Annotated in this window: 15 protein-coding genes and 1 tRNA gene; 6 read left to right on the top strand and 10 right to left on the bottom strand. The window is 68.3% G+C overall.

Going from position 1 to position 15142, the window contains the following annotated elements; translation table 11 throughout:
* Positions 1 to 33 precede the first annotated feature (33 nt).
* From C1737_RS00815 to fabG, 5 genes are read right to left on the bottom strand one after another with little or no spacing between them, the layout of a single operon-like run.
* Positions 34 to 726 (bottom strand): GntR family transcriptional regulator, encoded by a 693-nt coding sequence (locus C1737_RS00815; protein WP_102416961.1) that lies wholly within the window; start codon positions 724 to 726, stop codon positions 34 to 36.
* A 2-nt stretch (positions 727 to 728) separates the two neighbouring features.
* Positions 729 to 1922 (bottom strand): acyl-CoA dehydrogenase family protein, encoded by a 1194-nt coding sequence (locus C1737_RS00810; protein ID WP_102416960.1) that lies wholly within the window; start codon positions 1920 to 1922, stop codon positions 729 to 731.
* Positions 1923 to 1947: 25 nt separating this feature from the next.
* Complete coding sequence (locus C1737_RS00805) at positions 1948 to 3141, bottom strand: CoA transferase (RefSeq protein WP_102416959.1); 1194 nt, start codon at positions 3139 to 3141, stop codon at positions 1948 to 1950.
* Positions 3138 to 4355 (bottom strand): acetyl-CoA C-acetyltransferase, encoded by a 1218-nt coding sequence (locus C1737_RS00800; RefSeq protein ID WP_102417711.1) that lies wholly within the window; start codon positions 4353 to 4355, stop codon positions 3138 to 3140. Before C1737_RS00800 ends, C1737_RS00805 begins: the two co-directional genes overlap by 4 nt.
* A 10-nt stretch (positions 4356 to 4365) precedes the next feature.
* Positions 4366 to 5169, bottom strand: a complete 804-nt coding sequence (fabG, locus tag C1737_RS00795; RefSeq protein WP_102416958.1) for a 3-oxoacyl-ACP reductase FabG — start codon at positions 5167 to 5169, stop codon at positions 4366 to 4368.
* A 108-nt stretch (positions 5170 to 5277) separates the two neighbouring features.
* Here fabG and C1737_RS00790 point away from each other — a divergent pair, with 108 nt between their 5' ends.
* Genes C1737_RS00790 through C1737_RS00780 form a run of 3 tightly spaced genes read left to right on the top strand, consistent with a single transcriptional unit; the run spans position 5278 to position 7778 of the window.
* Complete coding sequence (locus C1737_RS00790) at positions 5278 to 6450, top strand: acyl-CoA dehydrogenase family protein (RefSeq protein ID WP_102416957.1); 1173 nt, start codon at positions 5278 to 5280, stop codon at positions 6448 to 6450.
* Between the two features lie 31 nt (positions 6451 to 6481).
* Complete coding sequence (locus C1737_RS00785; protein ID WP_102416956.1) at positions 6482 to 7303, top strand: mycofactocin-coupled SDR family oxidoreductase; 822 nt, start codon at positions 6482 to 6484, stop codon at positions 7301 to 7303.
* A 46-nt stretch (positions 7304 to 7349) separates the two neighbouring features.
* Positions 7350 to 7778: a pyridoxamine 5'-phosphate oxidase family protein gene (locus C1737_RS00780; protein WP_102416955.1), complete on the top strand. Its 429-nt coding sequence runs from the start codon at positions 7350 to 7352 to the stop codon at positions 7776 to 7778.
* A 4-nt stretch (positions 7779 to 7782) separates the two neighbouring features.
* Here C1737_RS00780 and C1737_RS00775 read toward each other — a convergent pair whose 3' ends face one another.
* The 3 genes from C1737_RS00775 to C1737_RS00765 all read right to left on the bottom strand — a co-directional run bounded on the left by C1737_RS00775 (position 7783) and on the right by C1737_RS00765 (position 13263).
* The gene (locus tag C1737_RS00775) at positions 7783 to 8859 is read right to left on the bottom strand and encodes a phosphotransferase family protein (protein WP_102416954.1); all 1077 of its coding nucleotides are present in this window, start codon (positions 8857 to 8859) and stop codon (positions 7783 to 7785) included.
* Between the two features lie 88 nt (positions 8860 to 8947).
* The gene (locus C1737_RS00770) at positions 8948 to 10684 is read right to left on the bottom strand and encodes an ABC transporter ATP-binding protein (protein ID WP_102417710.1); all 1737 of its coding nucleotides are present in this window, start codon (positions 10682 to 10684) and stop codon (positions 8948 to 8950) included.
* Entirely contained in the window at positions 10681 to 13263 is a 2583-nt protein-coding gene (locus C1737_RS00765) for an ABC transporter ATP-binding protein/permease (RefSeq protein WP_102416953.1), read from the bottom strand. The genes C1737_RS00770 and C1737_RS00765 overlap by 4 nt, the downstream gene beginning before the upstream one ends.
* Before the next feature lie 153 nt (positions 13264 to 13416).
* Here C1737_RS00765 and C1737_RS00760 point away from each other — a divergent pair, with 153 nt between their 5' ends.
* Positions 13417 to 13845: a thiol-disulfide oxidoreductase DCC family protein gene (locus C1737_RS00760; RefSeq protein ID WP_068093399.1), complete on the top strand. Its 429-nt coding sequence runs from the start codon at positions 13417 to 13419 to the stop codon at positions 13843 to 13845.
* Here C1737_RS00760 and C1737_RS00755 read toward each other — a convergent pair.
* Both C1737_RS00755 and C1737_RS00750 read right to left on the bottom strand, forming a co-directional pair.
* Complete coding sequence (locus C1737_RS00755) at positions 13842 to 14150, bottom strand: hypothetical protein (protein WP_102416952.1); 309 nt, start codon at positions 14148 to 14150, stop codon at positions 13842 to 13844. The genes C1737_RS00760 and C1737_RS00755 overlap by 4 nt on opposite strands.
* A gap of 74 nt (positions 14151 to 14224) precedes the next feature.
* Positions 14225 to 14308: transfer RNA gene (locus tag C1737_RS00750), tRNA-Leu, on the bottom strand.
* Positions 14309 to 14405: 97 nt separating this feature from the next.
* On the opposite strand from C1737_RS00750, the gene C1737_RS00745 reads away from it, so the two are divergent.
* Positions 14406 to 14786 (top strand): hypothetical protein, encoded by a 381-nt coding sequence (locus C1737_RS00745; RefSeq protein WP_068093395.1) that lies wholly within the window; start codon positions 14406 to 14408, stop codon positions 14784 to 14786.
* A complete protein-coding gene (locus C1737_RS00740; RefSeq protein ID WP_067922452.1) occupies positions 14783 to 15133 on the top strand; it encodes a DUF3817 domain-containing protein in 351 nt (116 codons plus the stop codon). Before C1737_RS00745 ends, C1737_RS00740 begins: the two co-directional genes overlap by 4 nt.
* The last annotated feature ends 9 nt before the right edge of the window (positions 15134 to 15142 follow it).

Below are 15142 nucleotides of genomic sequence, written 5' to 3'. Positions count from 1 at the left end.
AGCCTATGCCGAGGCAGGCGCGCAGGACAACGGTTAGCCCGACGGCGGACGGCTCCCCTCATCGACGACGCCGCGCGCGGTCAGGTGCTCGATCAACGGAACGGCGCCCGCGGCCAGGTGTTGCGCCATCGCCGCGCGTGCGAGGTTCTCGTCGCGCTTTTTCAGCGCGGACAAGATGCGGCGGTGGTCCCTCATCGACTGTTCGGGCCAGCCTTGGATGGCGGGAAACACCGATTCCGGTGCGTAGCGGGTGATCTGGGACATCAGCTGGGCCAGCTTGGGCGAATCCGCGGCGACGTTGATGGCCCGGTGGAATTGGTGGTTGAGGCGCACCGTGCGCTCGTCGTCGTCACCGGCGTAGGCGTCTTCGAGCTCCGCCTGGATCTGTTTGAGTTCGCGCAGTTGGTCGTCGGTGATGTTGATCGCGGCCCGCGCCGCGAGTTCACCGCCGACGTGCGCCTGCACGTTCGCGACGTCGGTGACGTCGCGAGCGGTCACCGGCAACACCATGAAACCCCGCCGGGGCTGTTGGTCGATCAAGCCCTCCGCGCGTAGGGCAAACAGCGCTTCCCGCACCGGTGTGACGCTGATTCCCAACTCGGCGGCCAATTGGTCCAAACGGACGTAGGACTCCGCGACGTAGGTGCCATCGAAGATCCGCTGGCGGATCAAGCGCGCGACGTCGTCGGAAAGCTGCGGTCGCGCCGCGAAATCCGGAACCGTCATCGCTACACCCGATACTCGGCGAGCAGTCGCTTGCTGATGATGGACTTCTGGATCTCGCTGGTTCCCTCGCCGATGAGCAGGAACGGCGCATCACGCATCAGCCGCTCGATCTCGTATTCCTTGGAATAGCCGTAGCCGCCGTGGATCCGGAAGCTCTGCTGGGTGACTTCGGCGCAGTACTCGCTGGCCAGGTACTTCGCCATCCCGGCGGCGACGTCGTTGCGCTCCCCCGAATCCTTTAGCCGCGCCGCGTTGACCATCATCAGGTGTGCCGCTTCGACTTTGGCGGCCATCTCGGCCAGCTGAAATGCGATGGCCTGATGCTCGGCGATGGGCCTGCCGAAGGTGTGGCGCTGCTGGGCGTAGCGGACGGCGAGCTCGAAGGCGCGGATGGCCACACCACACGCCCGGGCCGACACGTTGACCCTGCCGACTTCGATCCCGTCCATCATCTGGAAGAAGCCCTGCCCGGGGGTGCCGCCCAGAACGTCATCGGCGCCGGCCCGGTAGCCGTCGAAGATGAGTTCGGTGGTGTCGATCCCCTTGTAACCCAGCTTGTCGATCTTGCCGGGTATGACCAGGCCTGGCACGACTTCGCCGAAACCCGTCGGCTTCTCGACCAGGAACGCCGTCAGGTTCCGGTGCGGCTTGTCGGCACCTTCGTCGGTGCGGACCAGCACGGCGATCAGCGTCGAGCTTCCCCCGTTGGTCAGCCACATCTTCTGCCCGTCGATGGTGTAGTCGCCGTCGGGTTGCCGCCGGGCCCGCGTCCGGATCGCGGCGACGTCGGAACCCAGCTCGGGCTCCGACATCGAGAACGAGCCCCGCGTCTCGCCGGTCGCCATCCGCGGCAGGAACCGCTGCTGCTGCGCATCGGTGCCGTGCTGGCCCAGCATGTAGGCCACCATGAAATGGGTGTTGAGCACGCCCGACACGCTCATCCAGCCGCGCGCCAGTTCCTCGACACACAGCGCGTACGTCAGCAGCGACTCCCCCAGCCCGCCATACTCCTCGGGAATCATCAGCCCGAACAGGCCCATATCCCGCATCCGGTCGACGATGTCCTGCGGATAGGTGTCGCCGCGCTCCAGCTCCGGGGCGTTGGGAATCACTTCCTTCTCGACGAATTGCCTTACCGTGTCGATGATCTCGGTCTGGAATTCGGTCAGGCCGAGGGTCTGGGCGAGTTTGGTCATGCGTCGTCTTTCCGTTTCGGCTTGCTCAGCAAGCGATTGTCTTCGCGTCCGTCAGGCGTTCGATGTCGCCGGCCGTGAGGCCCAGGCGCCGCTGCAGGACCTCGGCGGTGTCTTGGCCCAGGGCGGGCGCCGGTGCGCCGGCGGGGTGGGCGCCGTCGAACGCTACCGGCAGGCCTGGGGCGAAGTACTCCCCCAGGCCCTCCTGATGCAATCGGGTGAAAAGCGGGTTCCCGGTCACCTTCGGGCCCGCCGCGACCTCGGCGAAGGTGCGATACCGCTCGAACAACACCGTGGTTCCCGACAGGGCGGCGATGATCTCCTCGGCGGTGTGGTCGGCGAACCAGGTGGCGAACAGCCCGGACAGCACGCCGCGATGGCGGTAGCGGTCACCCTCGGATTCGAAGTCGACCCCCAACGCGTCGGCGAGCGCACCGACCGCGGCGCCGGTGCCCGTCACGTCGACCAGGTCGCGAAAGTGCCTGCGGGTCAGGGTGACAACCATGAACCTGGCATCGTCACGGCTGGCGAAGTCCTGGCCGTACTGGCCGTAGATGGCGTTGCCCAGTCGCTCGCGTTCGGTGCCGGTGACCTGCGGCTCGGTCAACAATCCCAGGTTTCCGGCGGTGGTCAGCGCGACGTCCTCGAGCGCCAGGCTGATCCGCGCGCCCGCACCGGACTCGTCACGGCGGCGGAGTGCGGTGACGACGGCCAGCGCCGCGTACAAGCCGCAGCAGACATCCCAGGCCGGCAACACGTGGTTGATCGGGCCGGCATGATCGGCCGGGCCGGTGACGAGCGGGAAACCGATGCCGGCGTTGACCGTGTAGTCGACCCCGGTCGACCCGTCGCCACGCCCGAGCAGCTGCACGTGGATGACGTCGGGGCGCCCGTCTGCCAGGGCCTGGTAGCTGAGCCACGGCAAGCCGGCGGCGTTGGTCACCACCACACCGTCCCCCTCGACGATGAGCCGCCGGACCAGGTCTTGTCCTTCCGAGGAACGCAAATCGATGGTGGCCGAGCGCTTTCCCTTGTTCAGCCCCGTCCAGTAGATCGACGTACCGTCCTCCGCCAGCGGCCACCGCTGCACGTCGGAAGCGCCACCGATCGGGTCGATCCGAATCACCTCGGCACCAAGCTGACTCAACGTCATGCCGCACAGAGGGGCGGCGACGAAGCTGGACACCTCGACGACGGTGAGACCACTCAGGGGCCCGGTCACTTCGGGGCGACCCGCTCGAACACCGCGGCCAGACCCTGGCCGCCGCCGATGCACATGGTCTCCAACCCGTAGCGAGCCTCACGCCGGGTGAGCTCGCGGGCCAGGGTGGCCAGCATCCGCCCGCCGGTCGCGCCGACCGGGTGGCCCAGCGAGATGCCCGATCCGTGCACATTGGTCCGCTCGTGGTCGGCGGCGCCGAAATTCCATTCCCGCATCACGGCGAGCGCTTGGGCGGCGAAGGCTTCGTTGAGTTCGATGACGTCGATGTCGGACAGCCGCAGGCCCGCCTTGCCGAGCGCCGCCTCGGTCGCGGGCACGGGCCCGATGCCCATGACGTGGGGCGCCACCCCCGCCAGCCCCCATGACACCAGGCGCACCAACGGCGTCAGACCGTATTCGTCCGCCTTCTCGGGCGTGGTCACCACGCACATCGACGCCGCGTCATTCTGACCGCTGGCGTTGCCGGCGGTGACCGTCGCCTCGGGATCCTCGTTCAGCAGAACGGGTTTGAGTTTGCCCAGCGACTCCACCGAGGCGTCGGCGCGCGGATGCTCGTCGGTGTCGATCAGCTCCTCGCCCTGGCGGGTGCGCACCGCCACCGGGATGATCTCCTCCGCCAGGATGCCGTCCTTCTGGGCGGCCACCGCCCGCTGGTGCGACCGCACGGCGAGCTCGTCCTGCTCCAGACGCGAGATGCCGTACTGGCGGCGCAAATTCTCGGCCGTCTCCAGCATGCCGCCGGGTACGGGGTGGTGGCGCCCGCCGGCGGTGGTGCGCCCCCGCGCGAGCGCGTCATACACGCGGACACCGGTTCTCCCACCGCCCCAACGCATGTCGGTGGAATAGAAGGCGACGTTGCTCATGCTCTCGCAGCCGCCGGCGACGACGAGATCGTGATCGCCGTTGCCCACCTGCAGGCAGGCCTGGATGACCGCCTGCAGACCCGACCCGCAGCGGCGGTCGACCTGCATTCCGGGAACCGTCACGGGCAGGCCGGCGTCGAGGGCCACCACCCGTCCGATCGCCGGCGCCTCGCTGTTGGGATAGCAGTGGCCGAGGACGACGTCGTGCACCGCCTCGGGCGCGATGCCGGTTCGTTCGAGCAGACCCTTCAGGGCGGTGACGCCCAGGTCGACGGCGGTCAGCGATTTGAACATGCCACCGTAGCGGCCGATCGGGGTCCGTACCGGTTCACAAATGACCGTCTCGCGCATCATCCCTCGCTCAGATGTGCCGGCCGCCCGTGACTTCCATCACGGTGCCGGTCATGTATGAGGACAGATCGGAGGCCAGGAACAGAGCGACGCCGGCGACCTCGCTGGGTTCGCCGGCGCGGCCCATGGGGATCTCGGCCACCTTCTGGTCCCAGATGCGTTGTGGCATGGCCTCCGTCATGGCCGACCGGATCAACCCGGGGGCGATCGCGTTCACCCGGACTCCCAGGTAGGCAAGCTCTTTGGCCGCGGCTTTGGTCATGCCGACGATCCCGGCTTTGGCCGCCGAGTAATTGGTCTGGCCCACCATGCCGACCTTGCCCGAGACGGACGACATGTTCACGATGGCGCCGCGCTTGTTTTCCCGCATGACGGCCGCGGCCAGCCGGGTTCCGTTCCACGTGCCCTTCAGGTGCACGTCGATGACCTGATCGAACTGCTCTTCGGTCATCTTGCGCATGGTCGCGTCGCGGGTGATCCCGGCGTTGTTGACCATGATGTCAAGGCCGCCGAAACTCTCGACCGCGGTCGAGATGAGGGCTTCGACCTCTGCGGCCCGGGTGACATCACACTGTTTCGCCAACGCGACATCGCTGCCGCCCAGCTGCGCGGCGGCGGCTTCGGTCGCCCCAACGTTCAGGTCGCCGAGCACGACGCGGGCACCCTCGGCAACGAATCGCTGCGCAATGGCGAAACCCAGGCCTTGTGCACCGCCCGTGATGACCGCGGTCCGACCGTCCAGCAACGACACCTGATTCCCGCCTCCCTGTGCTTCCCGCCGGGGACGCCCCGACTGTCGAATATCATATTTCATATAGGATCTGCTCCGATGCCGGGTTCACACCCGGCCGCTGAGCTGGCCGGCCGACCGCGGCTGAGCGACTCGCTACCAACGAGATGTCGAACAGGGAGCGACCCGCCTATGACCACCGAAGAACGACCCGAGGTCTCCGACGACGACTTTCGGGAGATCCTCGCCCAGACCCGGCACTTCGTCCGCACCGCGGTCGTCCCGCGCGAACAGGAGATCCTGACCGAGGACCGGGTGCCCGACGACCTGCGCGACCAGGCCAAGAAGATGGGCCTGTTCGGGTACGCGATCCCCCAGCAGTGGGGTGGCCTCGGGCTGAACCTGATGCAAGACGTCGAGCTGGCCATGGAATTGGGCTACACCTCGCTGGCACTGCGATCGATGTTCGGCACCAACAACGGCATCGCCGGGCAGGTGCTGGTCGGCTTCGGCACCGACGAGCAGAAGGCCCGCTGGCTGGAGTCGATGGCGTCCGGCGACGTCGTCGCCTCCTTCGCCTTGACCGAACCCGGCGCCGGTTCCAACCCGGCCGGCCTGCGAACGAAAGCCGTTCGCGACGAGGATGATTGGGTGATCTCCGGGCAGAAGCGCTTCATCACCAATGCGCCCGTCGCCGATCTGTTCGTGGTGTTCGCGCGCACCCGGCCCGCGGATGACCAGGGACCCGGAATCGCGGTGTTCCTGGTCCCGGCAGTGTCGCCGGGCGTCGAAGTCGGCGCCAAGGACGCCAAGATGGGTCAGGAGGGCGCGTGGACCGCGGACGTCACCTTCAACGATGTCCGCGTCGAGGGCGGCGCTCTCATCGGCGGAAGCGAGGACATCGGCTATCGGGCGGCGATGACCTCACTGGCCCGCGGCCGGGTCCACATCGCCGCCCTCGCGGTGGGCGCCGCTCAGCGCGCGCTCGACGAATCGGTCTCCTACGCCGCCACCGCGACGCAGGGCGGCACGCCGATCGGGCACTTTCAGTTGGTGCAGGCGATGATCGCCGACCAGCAGACGGGGGTGCTGGCCGGCCGCGCGCTGGTCCGCGAATCCGCCCGCCTCTGGGTCTCGGGCGAAGACCGCAGGGTCGCGCCGTCGGCGGCCAAACTGTTCTGCACCGAAATGGCCGGCAACGTCGCCGATCTCGCGGTGCAGATCCACGGCGGCAGCGGCTACATGCACGGCGTCCCGGTCGAGCGCATCTACCGCGACGTGCGACTGCTGCGGCTGTACGAGGGCACCAGCGAGATTCAGCGATTGATCATCGGGTCCAATCTCATCAAGGCGGCACAGCGTTGACGGGGTGGCCGAACCCAGTAAAGGAGCAGCTATGAGCGGAAAGCTTGCAGGTAGAGTCGCATTCATCACCGGAGCGGCGCGCGGGCAGGGCCGGGCGCACGCGGTTCGCCTCGCGCGCGAGGGGGCCGACATCATCGCCGTCGACATCGCCGGCAAGCTCCCGTCCTGCGTCCCCTACGATCCGGCGACTCCCGACGACCTGGCCGAGACCGTTCGCCTGGTTGAGGAAACGAACCGTCGGATCATCGCCTTGGTGGTGGACACGCGGGACTTCGACGCGCTTCGCCGGGCCGTCGAGGACGGCGTCGCCGCGTTCGGGCGGCTGGACATCATCGTCGCCAACGCCGGCGTCGCGGCTCCGCAGGCCTGGAACGACATCACGCCGGAGAACTTCCGCGATGTCATGGACATCAACGTCACCGGCACCTGGAACACCGTGATGGCCGGCGCGGACAAGATCATCGAGGGCGGGCGGGGCGGATCCATCATCCTGATCAGCTCCGCGGCCGGCATGAAGATGCAGCCGTTCATGATTCACTACACCGCCAGCAAGCACGCCGTCACCGGGATGGCGCGGGCTTTCGCGGCCGAGCTCGGCAAGCATTCGATCCGGGTCAACAGCGTGCACCCCGGCCCGGTGAACACGCCGATGGGGACGGGCGACATGGTCGCGGCCGTGGCCAACACGATGGAGACCAACCCGCAGCTGTCGCACGTGCTCACGCCGTTCCTGCCGGACTGGGTTGCCGAGCCCGAGGAGATCGCCGACACCGTGTGCTGGCTGGCCAGCGACGAATCCCGCAAGGTCACCGCGGCCAGGATCCCCGTCGACCAGGGGTCGACGCAGTACTGATCGGCGGCTCGGGAATAGATTCGCGGCATCGGCGCTTGCAGGCCACATGAAAGCCTTCACCGAGAGCGAACGTCAGGAGTTCTTGGCCGCCACGCACGTGGCGGTGCTGTCCGTCGACGCCGCCGACGGCCGGCCGCCGGCCAGTGTGCCCATCTGGTACGACTACACCCCCGGTGGGGACATCCGGATCATGACCGGGGCGGCCAGCCGCAAGGCCCGACTGATCGATCGGGCCGGCAAGGTGACGCTGGTGGTCCAGCGCGAGGAGGTGCCGTACCAGTACGTGGTGGTCGAGGGCACCATTGTCGACACCGCCAAGCCCGCACCGGCCGACGTTCAGCAGGCCGTCGCCATCCGCTACCTCGGCGAGGAGGGTGGGCGGGCGTTCATCCGCAGCATGGAGGGTGTGGAAGAGGTCATGTACACCATCCGCCCGGACCGCTGGACGAGCGCGGACTTCACCGGCGACCTCTGAGGCGTCAGCCGATCAGCTCCAGCGTCCCCAGCTCGCGGATCGCCTGACAGCCGCGGCCGAGCATGGCCAGCACCATGTCGTCGCCGCGCTCGGTCGCGGCGGCGAACGCGAACCCCAGCGCCGAAATCAGCGGTGCCTGCAGTACCCCGAGTCGATAATCACGCCAACACGTTTCGGCGTCGTAACCGGTGACACCGCCCACTGCCAGAGCGCGATGGTAGTCGGCGACCAGCTGTTCTTCGATGCTCGCGCGCAGTTGGGGGCTGAGACTGGTCGCGGTGAAGTAGGCGAGGTCCCTGGCCGGCAATCCGACGCCGAGCGTCTGCCAGTCGACCACGCTGACCCGGGTTAGGTCCGGATCGAACAGCAGGTTGTCCAAACGATAGTCGCCGTGCAGCAGCGCGAACCGGTCGTATTCGGAAAGCAGCCACGGCGTGATCAATCCCATTGCGGTGCTGAAGGTATCGCGATCTTGAGCGCTCATCCGATCGCCCAACTTGTCCAGCGTGATGTCAGCACTCATCTTCGCTACCTCGCCCATGCCGCCCGCGCCCGCTTCATCCGGCCTGCCGAACGCGACGCCCGCGAAATCCAGCCAGACCGGATCGCACCAGCTGGGCGCGTGCAGGCCGGCCAGGGCGGTGACCGCGAGGCGCGCTTCTCGCTCCCCGCACCCCGCGAGCTGATCGCCCTGGACCGCGGGGGCCTGATCGGCGAGCAGCAACGCGAATTCCATGGCATCCTCGGTGATCTCGGAGTAGAAGCAGCGCGGCGTCGGCACCTGCACCCGGTCCGCGACAGACGAGTAGAACGCGCATTCGCTGCGATATCCGATGACCACCCGGTCGCGCACCGTGTCGTCCTGCGCCGGCAGCTTGATGACGAACGTGTGCGGCAGGTCGCCGGGATCCGTCGCGTATCGCGCGGAGACCCGGTAGGTTGCGCCGGTCTGCCCGGTGCCGATGGCGACCACGTCGACGTCGGCAACCTGCACGGATGTGCCCCGCTGACTGAGCGCGGCCGACAACCACTCCGGTGTCACGTCGCCGGGATACCGCGGAATCGACACCACAGCACTCATGAAACAGCACGCCTCCTGTACCCGGACAGCCCCGTCCGACTGACAAACTGTAAGGCATACCGCAAGAGCCGCAGTCGGCAACGGTGAGCTAGTCGGCGAGAATCCGCCATTCGGCGGCCTCGCGCTGCCGGCGCCAGAACTCATCGAAACGCCCACCCGCCGCGAGTAATTCGGCCACCGTTCCATCCTCGATCACCCGGCCCTCGTCGAGGAACAGGACGCGGTCGGCGTGGCCGATACTGGCCAAGCGGTGCGCGACGATCACCTGGGTGCGCGACCGCGGGTCGAGCGTCAGCGCATCGACCACCGCGGCCTCGTTTTCGGTATCCAACGCGCTGGTCGCCTCGTCGACCAACAATATCGGCGCCGGCTTGAGCAGCGCCCGCGCGATGCTGACCCGTTGGCGTTCACCGCCGGACAGCGCCGAGCCGGCCTCGCCGACCACCGTGGCAGCGCCCTCGGGCAGTCGCGCAATGAGTTCGTCGACGCGGGCCAGCGCCACGGCCCGGGCGAACTGCTCCTCGCCGGCGCCCGGATCGCCGGCCAACACGTTGTCACGGATCGACCCGTGAAAAAGGTACGGATGCTGAAACACGACAGCGCTCGCCGCCCGCCGCGAGTCGGCGTCCAGCGACACCGCGTCGACGCCGTCGATCAAGACGCGGCCGCGACCGGGTTCGTGCAGGCCGGCGATCAGGCCCAGGATGGTGCTCTTGCCCGATCCCGACGGCCCGACGATCGCCGTCGTGCTGCCCGGCTCCAAGGTGAAGCTCACCCCGTCGAGCACCGGCGCGGTCGCGCCGTCATAGCTGAACCTGACGTCGTCGAACTCGATGCGGGGCGCCGCGGCGCTGGGCAACGTGGCGGTCCCGGCGTTCATCAGCGGCGACGTGAGGACGGCGCGAATGCGGCCGAGCGTCGCGCGGGTGCTCTCCAACGCCGGTGCCAGCTCGCTGATCGCGGTGAACGGCTCCAGGTAGCGCACGATCACCACGATGAGGGCGATCGCTTCAGGGACGGTGACGGTCCTGTCCACGGTCATCACCGCGGTCGCCCCGGCCAGCAGGATCAGCGACAGCTGGCTGGCGAGGCTGAACAGCAGCTGGCCGGGAACCTGCATGGACAGCAACCGCATGGTCGCCCCGTGCTGCGCGGTCAGCGCGTCGCCGACCAGACTGCGCGCCGGCTCGACCCGTCGCGCCGCCCGCAACGCCTGCTGGGTGCGGGCGAATTCGATGATCCGTTCGGTGAGCACGCTGTTGGCCTCGTCGGCCGCGGCATCCGCGCGCCTGGCCAGCCGCGCCGACGCCCACAGCGCACCCAGCAGCAGCGGTACACCGCCCAGCGCGGCCAGCCCGAGCTGCCAGGAGATCGGGAGCAAAGCCAGCCCGATGGCCGCGGGCAGCAGGATGGCGGAGGTCAACGGCGTCAGCAGGTTGACGACGAGACCGACCAGTTCCGGCCCGGTGGCGGCGATCGCCTGCCGCGCGGTCGCGGTGCGCTCGGCGGTGAACCACTCCAACCGCACCCGGGGCAACCGGTCCGCCACGTCGTGCTGGCTGTGATCGAGCACGGCAAAACCGAGTTCGAAGCCGATGCGCGCTGTCGCGGTGTCGATGACCCAGCCGATCACGGTGGCGGCGGTGAGCCACCCCAACCACACCAGTGCGCGCTCCGGGGCGTCGCCGAACAGGGCGCCCACCAGTGGCACCAGCAATACGGTCGCCGTTGCGCGTACCGCCACGGAGGCCAGTGCGAGCGCGGTGTAGGCGATCACCCGGGCGCGGCGATCCGCCGGAACCAGGCCCAACCACGTGCGGATCATCGCGCCCCCTCCCGGGCCGTCGCGACCACCCGATCCCGCCGGCCGCCGTCCCACAGCCGTCGGTAGCGGCCGTCGGCGGCCAGCAGCTCGTCGTGCGTGCCTCGTTCGGCGATCCGCCCGTGGTCGAGCACGACGATCTGGTCGGCGCCGGTGATGGTGTGCAATCGATGGGCGATCACCAACACGGTGCGGTCCTGGGCTAGCCGGTTGAGGGCTTGCTGGACAAGGTATTCCGACTCCGGATCGGCGAACGCGGTGGCCTCGTCGAGGATCAGCACCGGGGTGTCCGCCAGGATCGCGCGGGCGATGGTGAGCCGCTGCCGTTCACCGCCCGACAGTCCGGTGCCCGCTCCGAGCACGGTGTCGTAGCCGTCCGGCAATCGCATGATCCGGTCGTGGATCTGCGCCTGGCGCGCGGCCTCCTCGATTTGCGCCGCGGTGGCGTCCGGGACGGCCAGGGCGATGTTGTCCGCGACGGTGCCGTGCACCAGCTGGGTTTCCTGCAGGACGAACCCCAACTTCGTGTAGAGCTCATCAGCGGTCATCGACCGGATGTCCTGTCCGCCAATGAGTATGGCGCCGCTCTCGACGTCGTGGAAGCGGGCGAGCAGGGCGGCCAGCGTCGACTTGCCGGACCCGGACGGCCCGACGAGTGCGGTGACCGTGCCCGGGCGCAGCGTCAGCGAGACCCCCCGTATCACCGGGACACCCGGTCGATAGCCGAAGCTGACGTCGTCGAACACCACCGTCGCCGACGGATCTGCGGACCCGTCCGGCTGACGCAGCGCCAGCTCGGGCTCGTCGAGCGTGTTCTGCAGGCGCCGGGCAGCCAGCATGCCCGCGCTGATGCCACCCATCCCGTAGGCGATGCCGAGCAGCCGCGCGCCGAACGTGGTGCCCAGCAACAGGAATGGCAGAAGGTTCATCGGGTTCATCCGCCCCGTGATGGTGAGCAGCGTGCCCGTGAGGGCGATGAGCCACAGGAAGGTCGAGGGGCGGGTGACCAGGTCCATGAGCGTCTTCTTGCCGGCCAGTGGGCGTTGCCACGAGACCAGGAATTCGACGTAGGAGTCCAGGAGGCGCCGGAAGCCGGATGCGGCCGCGCCACCGAAGACGCGGATCACCGGCTGGCCCTCCAGGTAGGCGCCGGCCTCCCCGCTCATCTTCTCGGCCCAGCGCTGTGATTGCGCGATGCGCGGGCCCGACTGGATCGTGAGCGACGAGGTCAACGCCAGGTACACGACGACGGGCAGGAACAGCACGAGCGCGACGCGCCAGTCGACGACGAACAGGTAGATCAGCACCGCCACGGGCGCGATGATCGCCGCGACGGCATCGGGGATGGCGTGCGTGACCAGATAGTGCAGCGACAGCGTGTCGTCCTGCAGCAGCTGCTTGATCGAGCCCGATCCGCGCGCGGTGAACCAACCCAGCGGCAGGCGAGAGAGCTTGCGCAGCAACCGCGAACGCAGGTGCGCGGCGAACCGCGCGTCGACGACGTGCAGCCACAGCGTGAGCCCCGCACCGAGCACGGTGCCCGTTCCCAGCAGGGCGACGGCCGCGATCCCGACGTCCCAGAGGCGTGCCGCGGGCGCCCCCGCCACCAGCAGCCGGGCCAGCTCGACCAGCAACACGAACGGCGCCAGCTGCACCACCGTGATGACGGCCTGCAACACACCGGAGAGGATCAACGCCCAGCGCAGCGGCCCCAGCAATCGGCCGGCGCCCTGGGCACGCCACCTGCCGCGCGCCGCCGGGACGGGTGCACGGTCGACTGGCTCTGGCGCCGAAACCCGCTCGCGCACAGGGTCATCCGCGGGCCCCGTCTCGTCGCCGCGGTGGGTGCCCATCGCACGCCCGGCGCTCCAGTACGCCTGGGCGTGTACCTCGGACTTGGGAAAGCCGAATTCATCGCGCAGCCGCGTCCGGACGTGCTTGAGGACGGTCGCCTCGGGCGTGGCCCAGGCGTACCAGTTGGACCAGTCCCGGTTCTCGATCGCCGCCGCAAGCGATGTCTCGTCACGCCGGGGCACCCAGTGCACGCGCAGCCGCGGGTGCCGCGCGACCGGGATCAGGACGTCATTCTCGTCGTGCTGCTCGAGATACATCTCGATCGGCACGTCGTCGGGGACGACTCCGATGATCCCGTTCATGCCCGGGATCGACGCCGAATCGCCGATCAGCAGATAGCCGGACGGCTGCTCGTCGGGCACATCGAAACGCGACGAGCCCATCAGCGCCATGACGGCGATCGTGGCGCCGGGTTGGACGGTGCGCGCCCACTTGGACGCCGGGCCGGCGGGCTCGTGCAGCACGATGTCGACGGCGAAGCGGCCGCTGGGGACGTCCGCCTCCGAGATCGTGTAGGCGCGCTGGAACTCGGTGCTGGATCCGTCCGGGTCTGGGAACCAGAACCGCAGCCACGCGGCGGGTTCGGCATCCACGTCTTCGAACAATGTCGGTGACATCATCCGGACCCGCACGAAATGTGGTGCGATCGGGACGGTTTCGAGCACCGTTGCGGTGTGGTCGCGAGCACCGAAGCTCCGCAACATCACACCCTGGAACCCGCGTGCCATCAGCGGTCCTTCCCCGCGGCACGCAGGGCCGCGACGACTTCACCGAGAGAACGGCCCGGCGGACCCTCCGCTGGATAAGTTACCGCAAAACTAAGGGTTGCCTTACCAAAGGTCAAACCAGGGTCGGCGGCGGGCGGCTAGTAGCCTGGTGGTGTGAGCGGTGAGTCGTCGGCGTCGCCGGTATTGCTCTACGACGGGGTCTGTGGTGTCTGCAACTCGGCGGTGCAGACGATCCTCCGGTTCGACCCGAACGGCACGCTGCGCTTCGCGGCGCTCGACAGCGACTTCGCCCGGGCCGTCTTCGATCGGCATCCGGCTATCGGGAACGTGGATTCGATGGTTTTCGTCGACGAGCCCGGCCAGCCCACTGAACGCGTGGCCGTCCGGTCCGCCGCCGCCATGCGGGTGGTCGATTACCTCGGCGGGCCGTGGAAGCTGCTCCGAGCGGCCCGCGTCATCCCCACTCCCCTGCGCGACTGGCTCTACGACAAGTTCGCCGGCGTCCGCTATCGCATCTTCGGCAAACACGACACGTGTCCGTTGCCGCCACCGGAGGTTCGCGCGCGCTTCCTGGACGCTTAGTCCACGGCGAGGTCGGCCTCGGACTCCTTACGCTTCAACTCGGCCAGCTTGCGGTCCTCGGCGGCAAATTCGCGATGGTGAGCCGCCGATTCGCGGTGCACGTCGACATGCGACACGCCTTGTTCGACCGTCTCGTCCTGCACCCGTGCGACTTCTTCGTGCCTGAGGGCCGATTCCTCGAAGCTGCGCGCGGCCGACAGCCCGGCTTGGGCCGCGCGTTCGCGGGCCGCCGCGGCCCTGCCTTCGGCGCGCTCTACGTCCTTCGCGGTGAGGGCTTCCTCGAGTGGTTGGTTTCCGGTGGCCATGGCGTCTCCTCGTGTCCGTGCAGTGCATGTACCCCGCACGGACGGTTTGACGCCTGACGATCGCGATATCGGAGTGCGGGCGGAGGGACTCGAACCCCCACGCTCTTTCGAGCACCGGCACCTAAAGCCGGGGTGTCTGCCAATTCCACCACGCCCGCAGCGTGCCGATCGTACCGCTGAGGGCACGGACGGACGCGGTTGTGGTATGCCTCGACGAATTCGTCGGACCCAAATCGTGAGCGGTACCGTCAAGGGGTGTCCACTACCCGTCGTCGCAGGCCCGCGCTGATCGCCTTGGTGATCGTCGCGGCCTGCGGCTGCCTCGCGCTGGGCTGGTGGCAGTGGACCCGGTTCCAGTCGGTATCGGGCACGTTCCAGAACCTCGGCTACGCGCTGCAGTGGCCGCTGTTCGCCTGGTTCTGCATATATGCGTATCGCAAATACGTGCGCTACGAAGAGATGCCGCCGGAACCCCGCCGCGACACCGGGCTCACCGAGATACCCGCCGGCCTGCTGCCCGAGCGCCCCGGGCCGATGCAACCACCGTCCGACGATCCCGCGCTGTCGGAGTACAACGCCTACCTGGCCGAGCTTGCCAAACAGGACACCGAGAAACAGAACAGGACCACCGCATGACCACACCGGAGACGCCCGAGGCGTCGGCGTCGGCATTCCCCGTCGAGAAGATCCGCACCGCGTTGCTCGGCTACCGGGTCATGGCGTGGGCGACGGGTCTGTGGCTGATCGCGCTGTGCTACGAGATCGTCTCGCACCTCGTCTTGCACCACGAGATCCGCTGGATCGAGGTGGTCCACGGCTGGGTGTACTTCATCTATGTGCTGACCGCGTTCAATCTGGCGGTCAAGGTGCGCTGGCCGATTGCCAAGACGATCGGTGTGCTGCTCGCCGGGACCATCCCGCTGCTGGGGATCATCGTCGAGCACTTCCAGACCAGGGACGTCAAGGCGCGCTTCGGGCTGTAGGGCTCGTAC

This window comes from Mycobacterium sp. 4858, assembly GCF_900240975.1.
Taxonomy (GTDB): domain Bacteria; phylum Actinomycetota; class Actinomycetes; order Mycobacteriales; family Mycobacteriaceae; genus Mycobacterium.
The sequence above is the reverse complement of the archived record's forward strand: the minus strand, read 5'-3'. Positions and strand labels throughout refer to the sequence as shown.